22 protein-coding genes are annotated in these 20235 nt (G+C 58.4%); 10 read left to right on the plus strand and 12 right to left on the minus strand.

Annotation, left to right across the window (positions count from 1 at the left end):
• Window positions 1-93 precede the first annotated feature (93 nt).
• From hscB to thiD, 5 genes are all read left to right on the plus strand, one after another.
• Window positions 94-615, plus strand: a complete 522-nt coding sequence (hscB, locus tag PHT20_RS03540) for a Fe-S protein assembly co-chaperone HscB (protein ID WP_301019457.1) — start codon at window positions 94-96, stop codon at window positions 613-615.
• Window positions 616-662: 47 nt separating this feature from the next.
• Window positions 663-2528: a Fe-S protein assembly chaperone HscA gene (hscA, locus tag PHT20_RS03545; protein ID WP_301019458.1), complete on the plus strand. Its 1866-nt coding sequence runs from the start codon at window positions 663-665 to the stop codon at window positions 2526-2528.
• A gap of 18 nt (window positions 2529-2546) precedes the next feature.
• Window positions 2547-2885, plus strand: a complete 339-nt coding sequence (fdx, locus tag PHT20_RS03550; protein WP_301019459.1) for an ISC system 2Fe-2S type ferredoxin — start codon at window positions 2547-2549, stop codon at window positions 2883-2885.
• Window positions 2886-2904: 19 nt separating this feature from the next.
• Window positions 2905-3615: a DNA polymerase III subunit epsilon gene (dnaQ, locus tag PHT20_RS03555; protein WP_301019460.1), complete on the plus strand. Its 711-nt coding sequence runs from the start codon at window positions 2905-2907 to the stop codon at window positions 3613-3615.
• An 82-nt stretch (window positions 3616-3697) separates the two neighbouring features.
• Window positions 3698-4534, plus strand: a complete 837-nt coding sequence (gene thiD, locus PHT20_RS03560) for a bifunctional hydroxymethylpyrimidine kinase/phosphomethylpyrimidine kinase (RefSeq protein ID WP_301019461.1) — start codon at window positions 3698-3700, stop codon at window positions 4532-4534.
• A gap of 16 nt (window positions 4535-4550) precedes the next feature.
• On the opposite strand, the gene PHT20_RS03565 is transcribed toward thiD, so the two are convergent.
• From PHT20_RS03565 to PHT20_RS03580, 4 genes are all read right to left on the minus strand, one after another.
• Complete coding sequence (locus tag PHT20_RS03565) at window positions 4551-5957, minus strand: 3'-5' exonuclease family protein (RefSeq protein WP_301019462.1); 1407 nt, start codon at window positions 5955-5957, stop codon at window positions 4551-4553.
• Window positions 5958-6089: 132 nt separating this feature from the next.
• Window positions 6090-6227, minus strand: coding sequence for a hypothetical protein (locus PHT20_RS03570; RefSeq protein ID WP_301019463.1), 138 nt, complete (start codon window positions 6225-6227; stop codon window positions 6090-6092).
• On the minus strand, window positions 6208-6753 hold the full coding sequence (locus tag PHT20_RS03575) for an NUDIX hydrolase (protein ID WP_300081166.1): 546 nt from the start codon (window positions 6751-6753) through the stop codon (window positions 6208-6210). Before PHT20_RS03575 ends, PHT20_RS03570 begins: the two co-directional genes overlap by 20 nt.
• 30 nt (window positions 6754-6783) lie before the next feature.
• Entirely contained in the window at window positions 6784-7086 is a 303-nt protein-coding gene (locus PHT20_RS03580; RefSeq protein WP_301019464.1) for an antibiotic biosynthesis monooxygenase, read from the minus strand.
• Between the two features lie 87 nt (window positions 7087-7173).
• Between PHT20_RS03580 and ycaO the strand changes: the two genes are divergently transcribed.
• Together ycaO and pgeF are read left to right on the plus strand one after the other, a co-directional pair.
• On the plus strand, window positions 7174-8901 hold the full coding sequence (ycaO, locus tag PHT20_RS03585) for a 30S ribosomal protein S12 methylthiotransferase accessory factor YcaO (RefSeq protein ID WP_301019465.1): 1728 nt from the start codon (window positions 7174-7176) through the stop codon (window positions 8899-8901).
• A gap of 12 nt (window positions 8902-8913) precedes the next feature.
• Window positions 8914-9696 (plus strand): peptidoglycan editing factor PgeF, encoded by a 783-nt coding sequence (pgeF, locus tag PHT20_RS03590; RefSeq protein ID WP_301019466.1) that lies wholly within the window; start codon window positions 8914-8916, stop codon window positions 9694-9696.
• Here pgeF and PHT20_RS03595 read toward each other — a convergent pair.
• The gene (locus tag PHT20_RS03595) at window positions 9625-9918 is read right to left on the minus strand and encodes a hypothetical protein (RefSeq protein ID WP_301019467.1); all 294 of its coding nucleotides are present in this window, start codon (window positions 9916-9918) and stop codon (window positions 9625-9627) included. The two genes, pgeF and PHT20_RS03595, sit on opposite strands and share 72 nt — an antisense overlap.
• Window positions 9919-10020: 102 nt before the next feature.
• Here PHT20_RS03595 and phaC point away from each other — a divergent pair, with 102 nt between their 5' ends.
• The 3 genes from phaC to phbB are packed head-to-tail and all read left to right on the plus strand — an operon-like array spanning window position 10021 to window position 13746.
• Entirely contained in the window at window positions 10021-11748 is a 1728-nt protein-coding gene (phaC, locus tag PHT20_RS03600; RefSeq protein ID WP_301019468.1) for a class I poly(R)-hydroxyalkanoic acid synthase, read from the plus strand.
• A 40-nt stretch (window positions 11749-11788) separates the two neighbouring features.
• On the plus strand, window positions 11789-12967 hold the full coding sequence (locus PHT20_RS03605) for an acetyl-CoA C-acetyltransferase (RefSeq protein WP_301019469.1): 1179 nt from the start codon (window positions 11789-11791) through the stop codon (window positions 12965-12967).
• A gap of 41 nt (window positions 12968-13008) precedes the next feature.
• A complete protein-coding gene (phbB, locus tag PHT20_RS03610; protein WP_300081145.1) occupies window positions 13009-13746 on the plus strand; it encodes an acetoacetyl-CoA reductase in 738 nt (245 codons plus the stop codon).
• A gap of 99 nt (window positions 13747-13845) precedes the next feature.
• Here phbB and rfbC read toward each other — a convergent pair whose 3' ends face one another.
• The 7 genes from rfbC to PHT20_RS03645 all read right to left on the minus strand — a co-directional run bounded on the left by rfbC (window position 13846) and on the right by PHT20_RS03645 (window position 20215).
• Window positions 13846-14397 carry a dTDP-4-dehydrorhamnose 3,5-epimerase gene (gene rfbC / locus PHT20_RS03615; protein ID WP_301019470.1) on the minus strand — a complete coding sequence of 184 codons (552 nt, stop codon included), beginning with the start codon at window positions 14395-14397 and terminating at the stop codon, window positions 13846-13848.
• Window positions 14398-14428: 31 nt separating this feature from the next.
• Window positions 14429-15313 carry a glucose-1-phosphate thymidylyltransferase RfbA gene (rfbA, locus tag PHT20_RS03620; RefSeq protein ID WP_301019471.1) on the minus strand — a complete coding sequence of 295 codons (885 nt, stop codon included), beginning with the start codon at window positions 15311-15313 and terminating at the stop codon, window positions 14429-14431.
• 17 nt (window positions 15314-15330) lie between these two features.
• Window positions 15331-16239 (minus strand): dTDP-4-dehydrorhamnose reductase, encoded by a 909-nt coding sequence (rfbD, locus tag PHT20_RS03625; RefSeq protein ID WP_301019472.1) that lies wholly within the window; start codon window positions 16237-16239, stop codon window positions 15331-15333.
• The gene (locus PHT20_RS03630; RefSeq protein WP_301019473.1) at window positions 16239-16715 is read right to left on the minus strand and encodes a hypothetical protein; all 477 of its coding nucleotides are present in this window, start codon (window positions 16713-16715) and stop codon (window positions 16239-16241) included. Before PHT20_RS03630 ends, rfbD begins: the two co-directional genes overlap by 1 nt.
• Window positions 16712-17014: a nucleotidyltransferase domain-containing protein gene (locus PHT20_RS03635; protein ID WP_301019474.1), complete on the minus strand. Its 303-nt coding sequence runs from the start codon at window positions 17012-17014 to the stop codon at window positions 16712-16714. Before PHT20_RS03635 ends, PHT20_RS03630 begins: the two co-directional genes overlap by 4 nt.
• An 8-nt stretch (window positions 17015-17022) precedes the next feature.
• Window positions 17023-18153: a dTDP-glucose 4,6-dehydratase gene (gene rfbB, locus PHT20_RS03640; protein WP_301019475.1), complete on the minus strand. Its 1131-nt coding sequence runs from the start codon at window positions 18151-18153 to the stop codon at window positions 17023-17025.
• Between the two features lie 106 nt (window positions 18154-18259).
• Window positions 18260-20215 carry an ATP-binding cassette domain-containing protein gene (locus PHT20_RS03645; protein ID WP_301019476.1) on the minus strand — a complete coding sequence of 652 codons (1956 nt, stop codon included), beginning with the start codon at window positions 20213-20215 and terminating at the stop codon, window positions 18260-18262.
• Between the last annotated feature and the right edge of the window lie 20 nt (window positions 20216-20235).

The raw sequence follows: 20235 nt of genomic DNA on the forward strand, positions 1-20235 counted from the left end.
CGAAATCCTCACGTACCGAAGTACGTTCCGGTTTCTGCGCTCCGGGCGCCTAGCCTGACATCCGCTCGCTACGCTTTTAATCACGAAAAGATCATGAAATCTCTCCAATCCAACGACTTTGAGCTGTTTGGTCTGGCGCAAGGCTTTGCGCAAGACCGGGCGGTGCTGGATGCACGCTGGAAAGACTTGCAGCGCCAAATGCACCCAGACAAATTTGCTGACCAGGGGTCTGCGGCGCAGCGCTTGGCCATGCAATGGTCGGTGCGCATCAACGAGGCCTACCAGCGCCTGAAAGACCCGCTCAAACGCGCCGCCTACCTGTGCGAGCTGCATGGCGCGCCGGTCAATGCCGAAAACAACACCGCCATGCCTGCGGCATTTTTGATGCAGCAAATGGCATGGCGTGAAGCGCTGGACGATGCCAGCACGCTACAAGATTTAGAAGAAATCAGCCGCCAGTGCAAGCAGGCTGTGTGTGAGGTGCTCTCTAAAATAGAGCAACTTCTGGATCAGTCGCAAGACTACAGCGGCGCTGTGGGGCAGGTCAGGGCGCTGATGTTTTTGGAGCGCTTTGCGGCCGATGTCAACGCACGGCTAGATCAACTTGAACTTTAATCAATCTGTGTGCGCATTTTGCGGCGCACTTTGCATCAACACTCAGCATGGCTTTACTTCAAATTTCCGAACCCGGGCAAACGCCCAACCCGCATGAGCGGCGCATTGCGGTAGGCATCGACCTGGGCACCACCCATTCGCTGGTGGCGTGCGTGCGCCATGGCGTGAGCGAGTGCTTGCCGGACGCCGCAGGCCGGGTGATCTTGCCCTCGGTCGTGCGTTACTTGCCCGGTGGTGGCCGTCAAATCGGTGACGAGGCGCTGGCGCACGCTGCCCTGGACCCTGAAAACACCATTGCCTCGGTCAAGCGCTTCATGGGGCGTGGTTTGAAAGATGTGGCGCTGGCGGGCAAGTTGCCTTACCAGTTTGTCGACCACCCCGGCATGCTGGGCATTGCTACGGTGCAGGGCGAAAAATCTCCGGTAGAGGTGAGCGCTGACATTTTGGCCACGCTGCGCTACCGCGCTGAAGACACCTTCAATGCCGACCTGTATGGCGCCGTCATCACCGTGCCGGCGTATTTTGACGATGCCCAGCGCCAAGCCACCAAAGACGCCGCGCAATTGGCGGGCCTGAACGTGTTGCGCCTCATCAACGAGCCCACGGCAGCGGCCATTGCTTACGGGCTGGACAACGCCTCAGAGGGTGTGTATGCCATTTACGATCTGGGTGGCGGCACCTTTGACATCTCTATCTTGCGCCTGACACAAGGTGTGTTTGAAGTGGTAGCCACCGGTGGCGACTCGGCTTTGGGGGGTGATGATTACGACCACGCGCTGGCCGACTGGGTGCTGACGCAAACCGGCTCAGGCTCCATGGACAGCGCCAGCCCTACCGACAAGGCTACCCTGAAAGCTGTGGCCAAAAACTGCAAAGAGTGTTTATCTGCTACTGATTGTGCAGCGTTCGATGCAACATCCACCTGGGCTAGAGTCAATTTTGATGTGAAGTGCTCAGACTTCGAGTCTGCCACTCAAGGCTTGACCGCCCGTACCCTGAACGCCGTGCGCAAGGTGTTGCGCGATGCCAAACTGTCCGTGGCCGACATCAAAGGCGTGGTCATGGTGGGCGGCTCCACACGCATGCCCCACGTCCAAAAAGCCGTGGGTGATTTCTTTGGCCAAACCCCTTTGACCAACCTCAACCCCGACGAAGTGGTGGCGCTGGGTGCTGCCATTCAGGCCAACCAACTCGCTGGCAACAACCCAGGCGGCGAGTTGCTGCTGCTGGATGTGATACCGCTCTCACTGGGCATTGAAACCATGGGTGGCCTGGCCGAGCGCATCGTGCAGCGCAACGAAACCATCCCCTGCGCCCGTGCCCAAGACTTCACCACCTACATGGACGGCCAAACCGCGCTGGCGCTGCATGTGGTGCAAGGCGAGCGCGACCTGGTGGCTGACTGCCGCAGCTTGGCGCGCTTCACCCTGCGCGGCATACCGCCCATGGCGGCGGGGGCAGCGCGCATTCGCGTCACCTTCACCATCGATGCCGATGGGCTGTTGAGCGTGTCGGCGCGTGAGCAAGGCAGTGGTGTCGAGGCTGAAATTGCCGTCAAGCCCTCTTACGGCCTGGCCGACGACCAAATTGCCCACATGCTGCAAGAGAGTTTTGCCACCGCTGAACACGACATGCATGTGCGTGCCGTGGTCGAAGCCCGGGTCGATGCCGACCGCACCATGCTGGCCACCTTGAACGCCTTGGAGGCCGATGGCGATCTGTTGGACGCAGCGCAGCGCAGCGAAATTGAGCGCCAAGTGCGTCTGTTGCGCAGCATTTGCGACAGCTCCCAAGCGCAAGAAATTGAGGCCGCCACCCAAACCCTGGCCAAAGCCACCGAAGCCTTTGCCGCTCTGCGCATGAACCGCGGCATCCAGAAAGCCCTGGCTGGTCAGAACATTGCCACGATTTAACCGACCCCACCACGCACCATGCCCGTCATCAAAATCCTGCCCCATGCCGAATACTGCCCGCAAGGCGCAGAAGTGTCTGCTCCCGCTGGCACCTCCATTTGCGAAGCCTTGCTGGAGCACCACATCAACATCGAGCACGCCTGTGAGATGAGTTGCGCCTGCACCACATGTCATGTGATCGTCAAAGAAGGCTTTGAGTCGCTGGCGCCCAGCGAGGAAGAAGAAGACGATTTGCTCGATCGCGCCTGGGGTCTGCAACCCAACTCGCGTCTGAGCTGTCAGGCTCTTCTGGCGCAGAAAAATTTGGTGATAGAAATCCCCAAATACAGCATCAACCACGCCAAAGAAAACCACTGAGCCTGCGAGAAACCGCGCCATGCGCCAAATATTTCTAGACACCGAAACCACCGGCCTGGCGGCAGACAACGGCGATCGCATCATTGAGATTGGCTGTGTCGAGATGCTGCACCGCAAGCTCACCGGCAACAACCGCCACATTTACGTCAACCCTGGGCGCGACAGCCACGAAGAAGCGCTCAAGGTGCACGGCATCACCAGCGAATTTTTGCAAGACAAGCCCAAGTTTGCCGAGATTGCCCAAGACCTGTTGGAATACCTGAAGGGCGCGCATGTGGTCATTCACAACGCGCCGTTTGATTTGGGTTTTTTGAACATGGAGCTGGCGCTGCTGGGCCAGCCGCCCGTGAAAGACGTGGTGGCCAGCGTGACCGACACCCTGGTCATGGCCAAAGAGCTGTACCCCGGCAAACGCAATTCACTCGACGCGCTGTGTGACCGACTTGAAGTTGATAACTCGGGCCGCACCCTGCATGGCGCGCTGCTCGACGCCGAGCTGCTGGCCGACGTTTACATCAACCTCACCCGCGGCCAAGATGCGCTGCTGATGGACGACGCCAGTGCCCTTGACGCCAGCGGCCACAAACCCGCCGCCATGGACTTGAGCGGCTTTGTGCTGCCCGTGATTACCGCCACCGAGCAAGAGCTGGCCGAGCACGAAGCGGTGTTGCTGCAAATTGACAAAGAAAGCAAAGGCAAAACCGTTTGGCGCACGTTGGCAACGGCTTAAGTGCCTGGCTGGCATCCGCTTCATTGGTGCACTTTACAAGAAAAATAGGGCCATAGCGCCCGTGGAATAAGCGTGAGCAGCTATGACTTTTGAGAGAAACTTGCGCTACCCCAGAGTCTTAACCATTGCCGGGTCTGACAGCGGCGGCGGTGCCGGCATTCAGGCTGACATAAAAACCTTCAGTGCGTTGGGTTGTTTTGGCATGACCGCCATCACCGCGATCACCGCCCAAAATACCTGTGGCGTGCGCCGCATTCACGCCGTGCCGCCTGAGATGCTGCGCGACCAAATCGACGCGGTGTTGGAAGACATTGGCGCAGACGCCGTCAAGGTGGGCATGCTGCACTCGCCTGACATTGTGCGCACCGTAGCCCTAGCCATCGACCGCCACCAGCTGCAGCGCGTGGTGTTTGACCCGGTGATGGTCGCCACCAGCGGTGCCAAGCTGATGGACGACGGCGCCGTGGCGGTGCTGGTGGCCGAGCTGTTTCCCCGTGCCTTGTTGATCACGCCCAATCTGGACGAGGCGGCGTTGCTGGTGGGGCGTGCGCTGCACACCCCGCAAGACATGGCGCAGGCCGGTGCTGAACTGCTGGCGCGCGGTGCGCGTGCGGTGCTGCTCAAAGGCGGGCATTTGGCTGGCAACACCGTGGCAGATGTGCTGCTGCAACCCCACGCCGCGCCGCTGTGGCTGCAAGCCCCGCGCATTCACACGGCCAACACCCATGGCACCGGGTGCACGCTGTCCAGCGCCATTGCCGCTTACCTGGCGCTGGGGGCAGACTTGCCGCAAGCGGTTCAAAGCGCGCACCAGTTTGTGCGGTACGCCTTGCAAGCCGGTGCCCAGGTGAAGACCGGCCACGGCAGCGGCCCCTTGAACCACAGCTTTGCCCCGCAGCCGATGCGGCTGCTTGATTGACTGCTTTCCCCTCAGTTCACCCCAGCAGCACCCGCTGCACCCCACTGCGGCTGCCGGGTGCCAAGTGTTTTAACGCCAGGCGATAGGTGTCCAGGTCAAACGCTAGGGCGGCGTGGGTGCGGGTGTGCAGGGCGTCTGCCAACTCGTCATCTGAATGCACGGTGGCCAAGTGGCACCATTGGTCAAACAGGTGGATGTCGGTGCGCTCGGTGCGTGGGTCATGCTCTCGCAGTCCTACCACGCCAGCGTAAGGCCAGACCTGCAGTTTGTGGCTGGTCAAGGCCAGTTGCAGGCGCAAGTGGTGGCGCTGTGGCGCTTCTTCGCCGCAGCACACGCCTTGGCAGTGCCCGGTTTGGTGGCCAAAACAGCGCCCCTTGCCAGACTCAAGCCCCAGCGCTTGCAGGCACAGCCCTTGCGCTTGCGCCAGCTCGCGCAGGTGCAGCAAGGCCTGGTTTTTGGAGCGGTAAGGGCCGTAAAGTGAGCCAAAGGCTTGCGGCTGCAGGTCTTTGCCGCGCACCAGGGTCAGCAGGGGGCGAGCGGCTGGGTTGGCATCGAGCCGCCAGGCACACAAGGCCGATTCGCGGCGCAATTGGCGGTTGTGCAGGGGTTGAAGTTCTTTCACCAAGCGCGCCTCCAGCAGCAGCGCACCCAGCTCGCCAGCGGTGGGCTGCCATTCAATGCGGCGAATGTCTTGCGCAATGCGCATTTCGCGCGGGTTGCGCCCCGCTGCCTGAAAGTGCGACATGATGCGGCTGCGCAGCTTGATGCTTTTGCCCACATACAGCGGCAGTTTGCTCTCGCCGTAAAACAGGTACACCCCGGGTGTGTCGGGAATGTCGGCCACTGGCGTTTCCAGCTGGGGCGGCAGCGCCGCACTGCTTTGCAGCAGGGTTTGGGCGTGGCGCTGCACCGTGTCTGCGCCCAGCTCGGCTTGTGCTTGCGTGAGCCAGCTCTGCATTACTTCCACATCGCCCATGGCGCGGTGCCGGGCGCTGGTGTTGATGCCGTGGCGCTGCATGATGGCATCGAGCCCATGGCTTTTGAATTGGGGGTAAAGCAGCCGAGACAAGCGCACCGTGCACAGGGTTTTGATGCGCAACGGGGTGCCCGCGCGCTCAAACTCATGCAGCAAAAAGCCATGGTCAAACCGCACGTTGTGCGCCACCAGCACGGCACCTTTGAGCAGCGTCATCAGTTGGTTGGCCACGTCGCCAAAGCAAGGGGCGTTGGCCCCCATGGCGTTGCTGATGCCGGTCAGCTGCTCAATGAAGCCTGAAATAGGTGCCTCAGGGTTGACCAGCGTGCTCCAGCGCGCCACTTCCAGGCCGCCTTCCATGCGCACCGCGGCGATTTCGGTGATGCGGTCACGCGTGGCATTGCCGCCCGTGGTTTCAAGGTCTAGCAGCACATAGCAAGGCAACATAGGGCAGGGGGTAATATTAAAAAGAAGAGCTGCTTGCGCTTATTTGATAAGGGCTAGAGGCCAAAAACATACATAACTTTTAAGCTTGCTGGGCGCGCCATCTATTCAAGCCAGAGGGGGATAAACCAGCCTTTAGCAAAACATCAAGGCCAGCCAAGCGGGGTCGTCCAGCACATTGAGCAGCAAGTAAGCGCCCACACGGTAACTCCAGAACTCAACCCGGCTCGGCAGTTTGAGGCTTGGCCAGAAGTTACTGAATGTCAAGGACATGGGTGCGGTAGTGACCTGCGCGACGGTCGGCAAAAAAATGCTTCAGGGTTTCTGCCACGGTTTTAAAGGCAATCTCGTCCCACGGGATGTCTTGCTCATCAAACAAGCGGGCTTCGATGGTTTCAAAGCCGGGCGCAAATTGGTCGCTGAGCAACTGGGCGCGGTAAAACATGTGCACTTGCCCCACACGGGGAATGTTGACCAGGGAGAAAAATTCGCCCATTTCAAATTGCGCCCCGGCTTCTTCAACGGTTTCGCGGGCGGCGCCTTCGCTGACCGTTTCATGGAGCTCCATGAAACCCGCCGGCAGCGTCCACTTGCCAAAACGGGGCTCAATGTTGCGCTTGCACAGCAGCACTTTGTCGCCCCACACCGGAATGGTGCCCACCACATTCAAGGGGTTTTCGTAGTGCACGGTGTGGCAGGCGGGGCACACGGCGCGCTGCTTGGTGTCGCCATCATCGGGCAGGCGGTAGACCACGGCGGTGCCGCAGCTGCGGCAGTGTTTCAGGGGCGGGCGATGCATGTTGGGGGGCGGTGGGGATGAACGGCGCTTTTATTTGGACTTGGCGACCAAATTGAAATGCTCCACCACCGGTGGCGTGGCAAAAAACGGTCCCACAATGGCGCGCCATTGGGTAAACGCGGGTGAGCCCCGAAAACCCACGGTGTGGTCTTCCAACGTGGTCCAGAAAATTTGCAACACATAACGGTTGGGGTTTTCAATGCCGTGGTTGAGCTTGTAGCCCTCAAACCCTTTGGCTTGGGCAATCACGGTGGTCAAGCCCAGCGTCATGGCGGCTTCAAAAGCGGCGTTTTGGCTGGGCTGGATAGAAAAATCGGCAAGCTCCAAAATCATCAATCGTCTCCAAATGGGTGTGTGAATCAATGGCGTGAAGTCTAGCGGGTTCACCAACACCCTTGAGCCATGAGGTATGCTGGGGCGATGACGCACACTACTTTTATCCCTGGCAAAGATGCCGCCCTTGAGACCACCATTCAAACCCTGCAGGGCAAATTGCAGGCGCTGGGCTTTCACATTGAAGAGCGCAGCTGGCTCAACCCGGTCGAAGGCATCTGGTCGGTGCACATCCGCGACCGCGACTGCCCGCTGCTGTTCACCAACGGCAAGGGCGCCACCCGCCTGGCCTGTCTGGCCAGCGCCTTGGGCGAGTTTTTTGAACGCTTGTCCACACACTATTTCTGGACCCACTTTTACCTGGGCGCTGAGGTGGCGCAACGCAGTCACGTGCATTTTCCGCAAGAGCGCTGGTTTGCTGTGCCTGCAGATGAGTCCTGGCCTCAAGAGCTATTGACCCCTGAGCTGCATCAGCTCTACAACCCCGAGGGCAGCATTGATGCCAGCAGCCTGGTGGACTTCAACTCCGGCGCCACTGAGCGCGGTATTTGCGCCTTGCCTTATGTGCGCCAAAGCGACCAGCAAACGGTGTATTTCCCGGTCAACATCATTGGCAACCTGTTTGTGAGCAACGGCATGTCGGCGGGCAACACGCCCATGGAGGCGCGCACGCAAGCCTTGTCTGAGATTTTTGAACGCTCTATCAAAGCCCGCATCATCAGCGAAGGCCTGTGTTTGCCGGATGTGCCCGAGGCTGTGCTGGCGCGTTACCCGCGCATTGTTCGAGGCATTGCCGCGCTGCGCGAAGCCGGTTTCGGCATTTTGGTGAAAGATGCTTCGTTGGGCGGCCAATACCCGGTGATGAACGTCACCTTGCTTAACCCAGTCGACCAAGGTTGCTTTGCCAGCTTTGGCGCACACCCGCGTTTTGAAGTGGCGCTGGAGCGGGCACTGACCGAGCTGCTGCAGGGGCGCGCGTTGGATGCCTTGGCAGGCTTTCCCGCGCCGGGGTTTGATCTGGAAGAAACCGCCAGCTCGACCAACATCGAAATCCACTTTGTCGACTCCAGTGGTGTCATTCACTGGAAGTTTTTGGGCGACGAACCCGACTTTGAGTTTGCCGACTGGAACTTTGCCACCAGCACCGCTGAAGACTACGCTTTTTGCCTGAACCGCCTGCACCAAGATGGCCACCAGGTCTACGTGGCTGACTTCACCCAGTTGGGCGTGTACACCTGCCGCGTGCTGGTGCCGGGCTTGTCAGAAATTTACCCGGTGGACGACTTGGAGTTTGAGAACAACAGTATTGCCAACCCGATCCGCGAGGCGATCTTGAACCTGTCTGATCTGGACGATGAAGAATGCGAAGACTTGCTTGACACCCTCAACGACAGCAACCTGGCTGACCATCGCCCGGTAGCGGGGTTGATTGGCCTGGCGGCAGATGCGGGCAGCTTTTGGAGCGACTTGCGCCTGGGCGAGCTCAAAACCTTGCTGGCGTTGGCCGTGGGCGACGAGGCAGCCACATTGGAAGGCTGTGAATGGATTTTGAACTTTGACCAATGTAACCCCGAGCGCAAACGCGTTTACGCCTGCATCCAAAACCTGATTCGCCTGGCCGACATGGGCGACAGCGGACCCTACCTTGACACGCTGGCGCTGCTCTATGGTGCCGGCCCGCTGGCGCAAGCCCACGCGCTCATCATGCAAGAAGACCGCTTCATGGGCTTGAGCGCGCCTGGCCTGGCGCTGGAGGGCTGCGAAATGCACCACAAGCTGTGGGCGGCTTACGACAAGATTCACGCCTTTGCCTAAAGCTTCTTGCCCATGCACGCTGATTGGTTGAGGCCAGACTGGCCGGCACCGGCACATGTTCGCGCCGTCTGCACCACGCGCTCAGGCGGTGTGTCGGCCGCGCCATATGACAGTTTCAACCTGGGCGACCATGTGGGCGACAACCCCGCGCATGTGGCAGCCAACCGCGCTGCGTTGCAATCTGCCTTGGGCGCGCGCCCGGTGTTTTTGAACCAGGTGCATGGCTGCGATGTGGTTCAACTCAACCACCACACACCTGACGGCACGGTGGCCGACGCCTGCTTGACCGATCAACGCCAGCTGGCCTGCACCATCATGGTGGCCGATTGCCTGCCGGTGCTTTTGACCACCCGTGACGGCCGCGCCGTTGCCGCAGCACATGCTGGCTGGCGTGGTTTGGCTGGGCAGGATGGGGTGGGGGTGCTGGCGCAAACTTACAAGGCTTTTAGTGCTCTAGCGCATATGAATAGAGCGCAAGAAGCTACTGAAATAATAGCTTGGTTAGGGCCGTGCATTGGCCCAAAAGCTTTTGAGGTGGGGTCTGAAGTGCGTGCGGCATGCGTGTTGCAGCACGCCAATGCAGCCAGTTGCTTTGTGCCGCTGCCCCATGGGAAATGGCTGGCAGATCTGGCCGGAATGGCGCGTTTGCGACTGCAGGCTTTGGGACTTACCCAGATTGATGGCAACGACAGTAGCGCAGCCTGGTGCACCGTGGGCAACGCCTCAAGGTTTTTCTCGCACCGGCGTGACCGGGTCAGTGGGCGCTTGGGCTGCAGCATCTGGCTTGAGCGTTGAGCGGGTTTCATTTTGCGCCGCCAGCCACTCGGCTTTTTCTTTGGCCTTGATGGCACGTTTGCGTGCCGGCGCCCCCATCACATACACCACCAAAACCACTGGCAACAAGCCATACAACACAAAGGTGATGACACCACCGAGCACTGTGCCGGTGGTGTTGGTGGCTTCCGCCACAGCCATCATGACAGCCACGTAAAGCCAGGCAATGGGAACGATGTACATGAAATTATTTGCAAAAGGTCGGGGAAAACTGTCAGCATTTCGAAGGGCTTTCCATAAGATACTACCCTGACTCACGAAACAATACCTACGAGAGGGGACAGCATGGCAGACAACGCGCAGGAACTTTGGCTTCAAACCGCCCAGCAATTTCAGCAAACCATGACCGAGAGTCTGAGCAAGACTTTTGCGTCATTTCAAAACATGGACATCGGCTCGGTCAGCACCAAGCTGATGGCGCCCACCACCTCCGCCCCCCCAGACATCAAGTTTTCACCTGAAAAACTGCAAACGTTGCAGCAGCAGTACATGGCTGCCGCCACGGAGCTGTGGAGCCAATGTTTGCAAGGTGCGCCCAAGGTCAATGACCGGCGTTTCGCAAGTGAGGCCTGGGCCGCCAACCCGCTGGCTTCTTTCACTGCGGCGGCGTATTTGCTCAATGCCAAAACCCTGACCGACATGGTCACCGCGGTTGAGACCGATGCCAAAACCCGTGCCCGCATTCAATTTGCCGTTGAGCAAATGACGGCCGCCGCCGCCCCCAGTAATTTCTTGGCACTCAACGCCGAAGCACAAAAGAAAGCCCTCGACACCCAAGGCGAAAGCCTTGCCAAGGGCATTCAAAACCTGCTGCACGACATTCAGCAAGGCCATGTCTCCATGACCGATGAGAGTGTGTTTGAGGTTGGCAAAAACGTGGCCACCACCGAAGGCGCCGTGGTGTTCCAAAACGATTACTTTCAGCTCATCGAATACAAACCCTTGACCGACAAGGTCTATGAAAAACCGTTTTTGTTGGTGCCTCCTTGCATCAACAAGTTTTACATTCTTGACCTGCAGCCTGATAACTCGCTCATTCGCTATGCCTCTGAGCAAGGGCACCGCACCTTTGTGGTGAGCTGGCGCAACCCCGATGCGTCGCTGGCCAAAGCCACGTGGGACAACTACGTGGAAGATGCGGTCATCAAAGCCATCCACGTGACCCAAGACATCACTGCCGCCAAAACCATCAACGCCTTGGGCTTTTGCGTGGGCGGCACCATGTTGGGCTCAGCCTTGGCGGTGTTGGCCGCGCGTGGTGAGAAACCCGTGGCCAGCGCCACCTTCCTGACCTCGATGCTCGACTTTGCTGACACCGGCGTGCTTGACGTGTTCATTGACGAAGCCTTTGTGGCTTACCGCGAGAAAGAAATGGGTGCCGGCGGCCTGATGAAGGGCAAAGACCTGGCCATGACGTTCAGCTTCTTGCGCCCCAATGACTTGGTGTGGAACTATGTGGTGGGCAACTACCTCAAGGGTGAAACCCCACCCCCGTTTGACCTGCTTTACTGGAATAGCGACAGCACCAATCTGCCTGGCCCTTTTTACGCCTGGTACCTGCGCAACACCTACCTTGAAAACCGCTTGACCAAGCCCGGCCAAGCCACGGTGTGCGGTGAACAAATCGACTTGAACCTGGTGGACATGCCGGTCTACATCTATGGCTCGCGTGAAGACCACATCGTGCCGATTGGCGGTGCTTATGCGTCTACGCAATATTTGCCAGGCAAAAAGCGTTTTGTCATGGGTGCATCGGGTCACATTGCCGGTGTGATCAACCCGCCTGCCAAGGGCAAACGCAGCCATTGGACGCGTGAAGACGGCCAACTGCCAGCCAGCATCGACCAATGGGTGGCGGGTGCCACTGAGCACAAAGGCAGTTGGTGGACGGATTGGTCCAACTGGCTTGCCAGCCAGGCAGGCAAGCAAATTGCCGCACCTAAAACCTACGGCAAGGGCAAATACAAGGTCATCGAGCCGGCACCAGGCAGCTACGTCAAAGCCAAAGCATAATTTTTTAGTCAGTTTTTTTATCTAAGTCACAGGAGACAACATGGAAGAGATCGTTATCGTTTCAGCAGCACGCACAGCAGTGGGCAAGTTTGGTGGCTCATTGGCCAAAATTCCGGCACCTGACCTGGGTGCCGCCGTCATCAAGTCCATTCTGGCCAAAACCGGTGTCGGTGCTGACCAAATTGGTGAAGTCATCATGGGCAACGTGCTCACGGCAGGTTTGGGTCAAAACCCGGCGCGCCAAGCCTTGCTCAAGGCTGGCATTGCCAAAGAAGCCCCTGCGCTCACCGTCAACTGCGTGTGTGGCTCTGGCTTGAAGGCTGTGGCGCTGGCTTACCAAGCTGTAGCCACTGGTGACAGCGACATCGTCATCGCCGGCGGTCAAGAAAACATGAGCGCCGCACCGCACGTGCTGAACGGCTCACGCGACGGCATGCGCATGGGCGACTGGAAAATGGTCGACACCATGATCAACGACGGCTTGTGGGACGTTTACAACAACTACCACATGGGTGTGACTGCTGAAAACGTCAACAAGCAATACGGCATCACCCGTGAAATGCAAGACGCCTTGGCTTTGAACAGCCAACTCAAAGCCGCTGCAGCCCAAGACGCGGGTAAGTTCAAAGACGAAATCATCGACATCCTGATCCCCCAACGCAAGGGTGACCCGCTGGTGTTCAATACCGACGAATTTTTGAACCGCAAAACGAATGCCGAAGCCTTGGCAGGCCTGCGCCCCGCGTTTGACAAAGCCGGTAGCGTGACTGCTGGTAACGCCTCTGGCATCAACGACGGCGCCGCTGCCGTGATGGTGATGACTGCCAAAAAAGCAGCCTCCCTGGGCTTGACCCCCATGGGGCGCATTGCCAGCTTTGCCACCAGTGGTTTGGACCCCGCCATCATGGGCATGGGCCCGGTGTCAGCCTCACGCAAAGCCTTGGCACGCGCCGGCTGGAGCGCTGCTGACCTCGACCTGATGGAAATTAACGAAGCTTTTGCCGCCCAAGCCTGTGCTGTGAACCAGGAAATGGGCTGGGACACCAGCAAGATCAATGTCAATGGCGGTGCCATTGCCATTGGCCACCCCATTGGTGCGTCCGGTTGCCGCATTTTGGTGACCTTGCTGCACGAAATGCAACGCCGCGACGCCAAAAAAGGCATTGCCAGCTTGTGTATTGGTGGCGGCATGGGGGTTGCCCTAACCATTGAGCGCTAAGCCAGCCGTTATCATTTCAATTTAACAAAGAGGAGCATTGCATGAGTCAAAAAGTAGCATACGTCACCGGTGGCATGGGTGGCATCGGAACCGCCATCTGCCAACGTTTGAGCAAAGAAGGTTTCAAGGTCATCGCCGGCTGCGGTCCAACCCGTGATTACGCCAAGTGGCTGGCCGAACAAGCCGCCCTGGGCTACACGTTTTACGCGTCAGCGGGCAATGTGGGCGATTGGGACTCCACCGTGGAAGCCTTCACCAAAGCCAAGGCCGAGCACGGCACGATTGACCTGCTGGTCAACAACGCCGGTATCACTCGTGACCGCATGTTCCTGAAGATGAGCCGTGAAGACTGGGACGCTGTGATCGAAACCAACCTCAACTCCATGTTCAACGTCACCAAGCAAGTGGTGGGCGATATGGTTGAAAAAGGCTGGGGTCGCATCATTAACATTTCCAGCGTGAACGGTGTCAAGGGTCAAGCGGGTCAAACCAACTACTCAGCGGCCAAAGCTGGCATGCACGGCTTTTCCATGGCCTTGGCACAAGAGCTGGCCACCAAAGGCGTCACGGTCAACACCGTGAGCCCGGGCTACATTGGCACCGACATGGTCAAAGCCATTCGCCAAGAAGTGCTCGACAAAATCATTGGCACTGTGCCAGTCAAGCGCCTCGGTGAGCCCTCAGAGATTGCCTCCATCATCGCCTGGCTGGCGTCTGATGAAGGCGGTTATGCCACGGGTGCCGAGTTCTCGGTCAACGGTGGTTTGCACATGGGGTGATGTGACTCGCTGTCATGTTGTAGCAAAAAAACCCGCTTCAAGCGGGTTTTTTTATTGATGCTGGGATCGCAGTTGGCCGGTTGCGGGTGTGTTTCGTTGTTACGGAAATACTTCGGCTTCGACCAGAGTTGTCGCGGCCTTGTCCTTGGCCGCCAACAGTGGTTCGGTTTGCAGCGGCCACTTAATGCCCACCCTCGGGTCATTCCACAGCAAGCTGCGTTCAAACTCTGGATGGTAATAGTCGGTGGTTTTGTACAAAAACTCGGCACTCTCGCTGGTGACTAAAAAGCCGTGAGCAAAGCCTGGTGGCACCCAGAGTTGGCGTTTGTTGTCTGCAGACAGCATCACGCCAGCCCATTGGCCAAAAGTGGAGGAACTGCGGCGCAGGTCTACTGCCACGTCAAACACCTCACCTTGGGTCACGCGCACCAGCTTGCCTTGGGGGTGCTTGATTTGGTAGTGCAGACCACGCAGCACGCCTTTGGCAGATTTGCTGTGGTTGTCTTGCACAAACTGCACAGCCAGGCCGGTGGCCTGGGCGAAGTCGCGCGCGTTGAAGCTCTCGAAGAAAAAGCCACGCGCATCGCCGAAGACTTTGGGTTCAAGGATCAAAACTTCGGGCAGTGTGGTGGGGGTAACGGTATAGGGCATGGTGGTTGTTTTATCAAAGGGCGGGGCAAGCCTATTTCAGTAAACCCAGCAAATATTGCCCATAGCCGTTTTTAGCCAACGGTGCGGCCAGTTTTTGCACTTGGGCAGCGTCAATCCATTTTTGACCAAAGGCGATTTCTTCCGGGCAGGCCACTTGCAGGCCCTGACGTTTTTGCAGGGTGGCAATAAAGCTGGCAGCTTCCAGCAGGCTGTCGTGGGTGCCAGTGTCGAGCCAGGCGTAGCCACGACCCATTATCTCGACGCTGAGCTGACCTTTTTCAAGGTAAACGCGGTTGACATCGGTGATTTCAAGCTCGCCACGGGCAGATGGCTTGATGTTGGCGGCAATGTCGCACACCTGGCTGTCGTAAAAATACAGGCCGGTGACGGCGTAGTTGCTTTTGGGTTGCTTGGGTTTTTCTTCGATGCTGATGGCGCGTTTTTGCGCATCGAACGCCACCACACCGTAACGCTCGGGGTCGGTCACATGGTAGGCAAACACGCTGGCACCGGTTTGACGGGCGTTGGCGTGGGCCAGTTGTTTGACCAGATCGTGGCCGTAAAAGATGTTGTCGCCCAGCACCAGAGCGCTGGGTTGGCCAGCCACAAAGTCACGGCCAATGATGAAGGCTTGCGCCAGGCCGTCCGGGCTGGGTTGCACTGCGTAGCTGATATTCATGCCCCAGCGGCTGCCATCACCCAATAAATCTGCAAAGCGCGGCGTGTCTTGCGGCGTGGAGATGATCAACACCTCGCGGATGCCTGCGAGCATCAGGGTGCTTAAGGGGTAGTAAATCATTGGCTTGTCATACACCGGCATCAGCTGCTTGCTGACCGCTTGGGTCACAGGGTAAAGCCGAGTGCCGGAGCCGCCAGCGAGGATGATGCCTTTGCGTCTAGTTGTTTGATTTGTCATGCGGAGTCCGTTGAGTGTTAAATAATTTCAGCCAGCATGCGGTTCACCCCAGCTTGCCAGGGCGGCAGGGTTAGGTTGAAGGTGATTTGCAGTTTATGGGTGTTCAGGCGCGAGTTGTGCGGGCGCTTGGCAGGTGTGGGGAAGGCGCTGGTGCGCACGGGCAACACTTCGGTTACTTTTAATTTAATAGCTGGTTGCACAATTTCTGCTTGGGCTAGAACGTGTTTTGCATAGTCAAACCAGGTGGTTTGGCCACTGGCGACCAGGTGGTAGATGCCGGCTCGTTGGGTGGTATTGACCTGTTCTTGCGTGACTTGGCGGATGGCATGGGCGGTGATGTCTGCAATCAAATCGGCGCCGGTGGGTGCGCCAAACTGGTCGTTGATGACAGTGAGTTTGTCGCGCTCTTGCGCCAAGCGCAGCATGGTTTTGGCAAAGTTGCCACCACGTGCGGCATAGACCCAGCTGGTTCTGAAAATCAGGTGACGCGGGCAATGCTGTGCAATCAGCCGTTCGCCTTCGAGCTTGCTGGCACCGTACACACTCAAGGGGCCAGTGGCATCTGTTTCTGTCCAGGGCGTGTCGCCACTGCCGTCAAAGACGTAGTCGGTGCTGTAGTGCACCAGCCAGGCACCCAGTGTGGCGGCCTCACGCGCCAGCACTTCGGGGGCCAGGGTGTTGAGGGTGCGCGCCAGATCATGCTCGCTTTCTGCCTTGTCGACAGCAGTGTGGGCAGCCGCGTTGACGATGACGTCTGGCCGAATGGCTTGAACCGTGTTAGCCAGACCTGCCAAATTGCTCAGGTCGCCGCAATATGCGGTGCTGTGGCGATCAAGCGCAATGAGTTCGCCCAAAGGCGCCAAGCTGCGCTGCAGTTCCCAGCCGACTTGGCCGTTTTTGCCGAGGAGGAGGATTTTTGGTTTCATCATTTTCCAAAACGGTGTTCGAGTTTTGCCGCTATGTGTTCCAGCGTTGCAACGACCTGTTTGGCTGCACCGATGGCGGCCATCAGCCGTTCAAAACGCTCCTGCGTTGAATCCGGGTAGTCGTGGGCAAATTGGTTGCGAATTTGACGCATGGCGTTCCACTCATCTGCACTGGCCAAATAGTCAAGTTGCTCCAGTCGCGCAAAGCGATCAATGGCTGGCATGGCAGCAACTTCTTCGCCCAGCGCACGCAGGACAGCAGGCATCAAGCGCGCACCCATGTCGTCTTGCAAGCGGGTGTATCGGTAAGCAAACTGATCGAGCAAGCGCCGGTCGAGTTTGGACAATGTCTCCATGGTGTCTGGGGTGAACACATGCAAGCGGATGTCATCCAGCGCTTCATTGAGGGCATCTGCATGCCGCTGGCACTGCTCCAGGCTTTGGCTTAAAGCCAGCATGTTGGGAGAGTCTTTCATACGATTCGCAAGCCTGTGGTGTGGGCCACGTTGACAATCGGGCGCGTGTCGTTTGGGGTTTCAATCACAACGTCAATTTTGCGCTCGCCTAAACGGCGTTCCAGCTCGGTGAGAAAGCGTATTTTTCTCGAGAAAAGACCATCACCCGCTGCCTGATCGGGTCGCACCAGCAGGTCGATATCACCACCCTTTTTATCGTCATGCACGCGGGATCCGAACAACCAAACCCCCACGTTTGAGCTGAACGCCGCAATGCTGGCAGATCGGATCGCGTTGAGTTGATCTGGTGTGAGTCGCATGAGGGTCTTCAGGTGTACTGCTTTTGCACCCAATCCCGGTAAGCGCCGCTTTGCACATGCGCCACCCACTCGGGGTTGTCCAGGTACCACTGCACGGTTTTGCGGATGCCGGTCTCAAAGGTCTCGGTGGGCCTCCAGCCAAGCTCGCTCTCGAGCTTGCGGGCGTCGATGGCGTAGCGGCGGTCGTGGCCGGGGCGGTCGGTGACGAAAGTGATTTGGTCTTGGTAGGGCTTGCCGTCAGTGCGTGGACGCAACTCGTCGAGCAGTGCACAGACGGTGTGAACGATGTCCAGGTTGGCTTTTTCGTTCCAGCCGCCCACGTTGTAGGTTTCGCCCAGGCGGCCGGCTTCCAGCACGCGGCGGATGGCGCTGCAGTGGTCTTTCACAAAAAGCCAGTCACGAATCTGCTGACCGTCGCCATACACCGGCAGCGGCTTGCCAGCCAGGGCGTTGACGATCAGCAGCGGGATGAGTTTTTCAGGAAAGTGGTAGGGGCCGTAGTTGTTGGAGCAATTGGTGGTGAGCACCGGCAGGCCGTAGGTGTGGTGCCAGGCGCGCACCAGGTGGTCGCTGGCTGCTTTGCTGGCGCTGTAGGGGCTGTTGGGCTCGATATGGTTGCGCTCAGTAAAGGCTGGGTCGTCTTTGGCCAGGCTGCCATACACCTCGTCGGTAGAGACATGCAGAAAGCGGAAAGAGGCTTTGGTTAGCTTGCCTGGCATGGCTGAGGTAGGCATTGCCGAGGTGGCGGTTGCGCCCGAACTAGCTGCTTGCTTGGCCGGCTCGTCGGGCAGGCTTTGCCAGTAGCTTCGCACTGATTCAAGCAGGTTGAACGTGCCCACAATGTTGGTTTGGATGAATTCACCAGGGCCGTGGATGGAGCGGTCTACATGGCTTTCAGCTGCAAAGTTGATGACAGCGCGCGGTTGATGCGTTTTCAGCAGTTGAGAGACCAGTGCCACGTCGCCAATGTCACCTTGCACCAGCGTGTGCAGCGGGTTGCCTTGCAGGCTTTGCAGGGTCTCGGGGTTGCCGGCATAGGTGAGTTTGTCAAGGTTGATGACCGGTTCGTCATGCAGAGCCAACCAGTCCAACACAAAATTTGCGCCAATAAAGCCAGCGCCACCAGTGACCAAAATCATACAAACTCCCGTTTTAAATGGCCAAATTCTAGTGTTGACACATGCCAGCACATCAGACCTGTTGATGTTTCAAGTTTCATGCGCCCGTGGTCGATTGAGCACCGTTTCAGTTAGTTTCGAGTTGGGCAGACAAATCGAGCCACTGCTCTTCGAGAGCCTGAATTTCTTCATTGACTTGCTTGAGCCGTTTGCCTTGGTTGGCAAAGTCAGCGGGTGGGGGTGTTTGGCACAGGTGGCCTTCCAGTTGCGTGCCCTCCGCTTGCAGCGCCGCCATGCGAGTTTCGATGTCTGCGAGCTTGCGTTTAAGTGACCCGGTAGGCGCAGGTTTGGCTTTGACCTTGGACGTCGCTGCCAGCGCCTCGGCCTGGGCTTTGCGCTCGGCCTTGGCTGCCGCGTTGCTGGCTTCGCGAATGGCCTCTCGCTGGCGTTTGGCTTCATCCAGCAGATAACGCTGGTAGTCGTCCAGGTCGCCATCAAACGGGTCAACCCCACCGCGTGACACCATCCAGAACTCGTCACACACCGATCTGAGCAACGCCCGGTCATGGCTGACCAGCATCACGGTGCCTTCAAACTCATTGAGCGCCATGGCCAGCGCTTCGCGGGTGGCCAGGTCCAGGTGGTTGGTGGGCTCGTCTAGCAGCAGCAGGTTGGGGCGCTGCCAGACGATCATGCACAGCACCAGCCGGGCTTTTTCACCGCCGCTCATGCTGCCCACGGCCTGCTTGACCATGTCGCCACTGAAGTTGAAGGTTCCCAGAAAGCTGCGCAGGTCTTGCTCGCGGGTTTGTTGACCGATGATCTTGCCCGCAGCGGTCAGGTCTTTGACCAGCCGAATCATGTGCTCCAGCGGGGTTTCGTCAGGGCGCAGCACGTCGAGCTCTTGCTGGGCAAAGTAGCCAATGTTCAAGCCTTTGCCCTCAGTGATGTCACCGCCGATGGCTTGCAGGTCACGTGCAATGGTTTTCACCACGGTGGATTTGCCCTGGCCGTTGGCACCCAAAATGCCAATGCGTTGGCCGGCCAGTACCGACTTGCTGACGTTGCGCACAATCACCGTGGGCGGCGTGCCCTCGGGTGCGTCATCGGGCGCTGGGTAGCCAAAACTCACCCCACTCATCGACAACATGGGGTTGGGCAGGTTGGCCGGTTCCTTGAATTCGAAGGTGAAGTCGGCCTCGGACAGCAATGGACCGATTTTCTCCATGCGGTCCAGCGCCTTGACGCGGCTTTGCGCCTGTTTGGCCTTGCTGGCTTTGGCTTTGAAACGGTCAATGAACTTCTTTAAGTGGGCAATCTTGTCTTGCTGTTTGGAATAGGCGGCTTGTTGCAGCTCCATTTTTTCAGCGCGCATGTCCTCGAACTTGCTGTAGTTGCCGCCGTAGCGCACCAATTTGGCTGTGTCGATGTGCAGGGTGACGTTGGTAATGGCATCCAGAAACTCGCGGTCATGGCTGATGACAATCATCGTGCCTTCGTACTTTTTCAGCCAGGCTTCTAGCCAGACCAGCGCGTCCAAGTCCAGGTGGTTGGTGGGTTCGTCCAGCAGCAGCAAGTCGCTCGGGCACATCAGCGCGCGGGCGAGTTGCAAGCGCATGCGCCAGCCGCCCGAGAAGCTGTTGACTGGATTGGTGAGTTCGGTGGTTTTGAAGCCCAGGCCTTGAATCAGCGCCTGTGCCCGTGCGGGTGCATCGTGCGCACCTGCATCTTGCAGCGCCATGTAGGCGTGTGCCATGCGGTCATAGTCTTCGGTGGCCTCGGCGGCGGTGACTTCTTGCTGGGCGGCCAGCAAGGTGGTGTCGCCATCGACCACAAAGTCGGTGGCGGACTGCTCGGTTTCGGGCATGTCTTGCGCCACCTGACCCATGCGCCATTGGGCGGGAATGAAATATTCGCCACCGTCTTCGTGCAGGTTGCCGTTGAACAGCGCAAACAAGCTGGATTTGCCAGCGCCATTGCGCCCCACCAGCCCCACTTTTTCGCCGGGGTTGAGGGTGACAGATGCGCCGTCGAGCAAGACTTTGGCGCCGCGGCGCAGGGTGATGTTTTTTAAGGTAATCAAGTGTGGCTTTTGGTTTTAAT

Origin of the sequence: Rhodoferax sp. (assembly GCF_028715765.1) — a bacterium.
Classification (GTDB): domain Bacteria; phylum Pseudomonadota; class Gammaproteobacteria; order Burkholderiales; family Burkholderiaceae_C; genus Rhodoferax.

Bases quoted from the DNA above. Each gene is read 5' to 3' on its own strand.
- hscB (WP_301019457.1), top strand. From the start codon at position 94: ATGAAATCTCTCCAATCCAACGACTTTGAGCTGTTTGGTCTGGCGCAA.
- hscA (WP_301019458.1), top strand. From the start codon at position 663: ATGGCTTTACTTCAAATTTCCGAACCCGGGCAAACGCCCAACCCGCAT.
- fdx (WP_301019459.1), top strand. From the start codon at position 2,547: ATGCCCGTCATCAAAATCCTGCCCCATGCCGAATACTGCCCGCAAGGC.
- dnaQ (WP_301019460.1), top strand. From the start codon at position 2,905: ATGCGCCAAATATTTCTAGACACCGAAACCACCGGCCTGGCGGCAGAC.
- thiD (WP_301019461.1), top strand. From the start codon at position 3,698: ATGACTTTTGAGAGAAACTTGCGCTACCCCAGAGTCTTAACCATTGCC.
- PHT20_RS03565 (WP_301019462.1), bottom strand. From the start codon at position 5,957: ATGTTGCCTTGCTATGTGCTGCTAGACCTTGAAACCACGGGCGGCAAT.
- PHT20_RS03570 (WP_301019463.1), bottom strand. From the start codon at position 6,227: ATGTCCTTGACATTCAGTAACTTCTGGCCAAGCCTCAAACTGCCGAGC.
- PHT20_RS03575 (WP_300081166.1), bottom strand. From the start codon at position 6,753: ATGCATCGCCCGCCCCTGAAACACTGCCGCAGCTGCGGCACCGCCGTG.
- PHT20_RS03580 (WP_301019464.1), bottom strand. From the start codon at position 7,086: ATGATTTTGGAGCTTGCCGATTTTTCTATCCAGCCCAGCCAAAACGCC.
- ycaO (WP_301019465.1), top strand. From the start codon at position 7,174: ATGACGCACACTACTTTTATCCCTGGCAAAGATGCCGCCCTTGAGACC.
- pgeF (WP_301019466.1), top strand. From the start codon at position 8,914: ATGCACGCTGATTGGTTGAGGCCAGACTGGCCGGCACCGGCACATGTT.
- PHT20_RS03595 (WP_301019467.1), bottom strand. From the start codon at position 9,918: ATGTACATCGTTCCCATTGCCTGGCTTTACGTGGCTGTCATGATGGCT.
- phaC (WP_301019468.1), top strand. From the start codon at position 10,021: ATGGCAGACAACGCGCAGGAACTTTGGCTTCAAACCGCCCAGCAATTT.
- PHT20_RS03605 (WP_301019469.1), top strand. From the start codon at position 11,789: ATGGAAGAGATCGTTATCGTTTCAGCAGCACGCACAGCAGTGGGCAAG.
- phbB (WP_300081145.1), top strand. From the start codon at position 13,009: ATGAGTCAAAAAGTAGCATACGTCACCGGTGGCATGGGTGGCATCGGA.
- rfbC (WP_301019470.1), bottom strand. From the start codon at position 14,397: ATGCCCTATACCGTTACCCCCACCACACTGCCCGAAGTTTTGATCCTT.
- rfbA (WP_301019471.1), bottom strand. From the start codon at position 15,313: ATGACAAATCAAACAACTAGACGCAAAGGCATCATCCTCGCTGGCGGC.
- rfbD (WP_301019472.1), bottom strand. From the start codon at position 16,239: ATGAAACCAAAAATCCTCCTCCTCGGCAAAAACGGCCAAGTCGGCTGG.
- PHT20_RS03630 (WP_301019473.1), bottom strand. From the start codon at position 16,715: ATGAAAGACTCTCCCAACATGCTGGCTTTAAGCCAAAGCCTGGAGCAG.
- PHT20_RS03635 (WP_301019474.1), bottom strand. From the start codon at position 17,014: ATGCGACTCACACCAGATCAACTCAACGCGATCCGATCTGCCAGCATT.
- rfbB (WP_301019475.1), bottom strand. From the start codon at position 18,153: ATGATTTTGGTCACTGGTGGCGCTGGCTTTATTGGCGCAAATTTTGTG.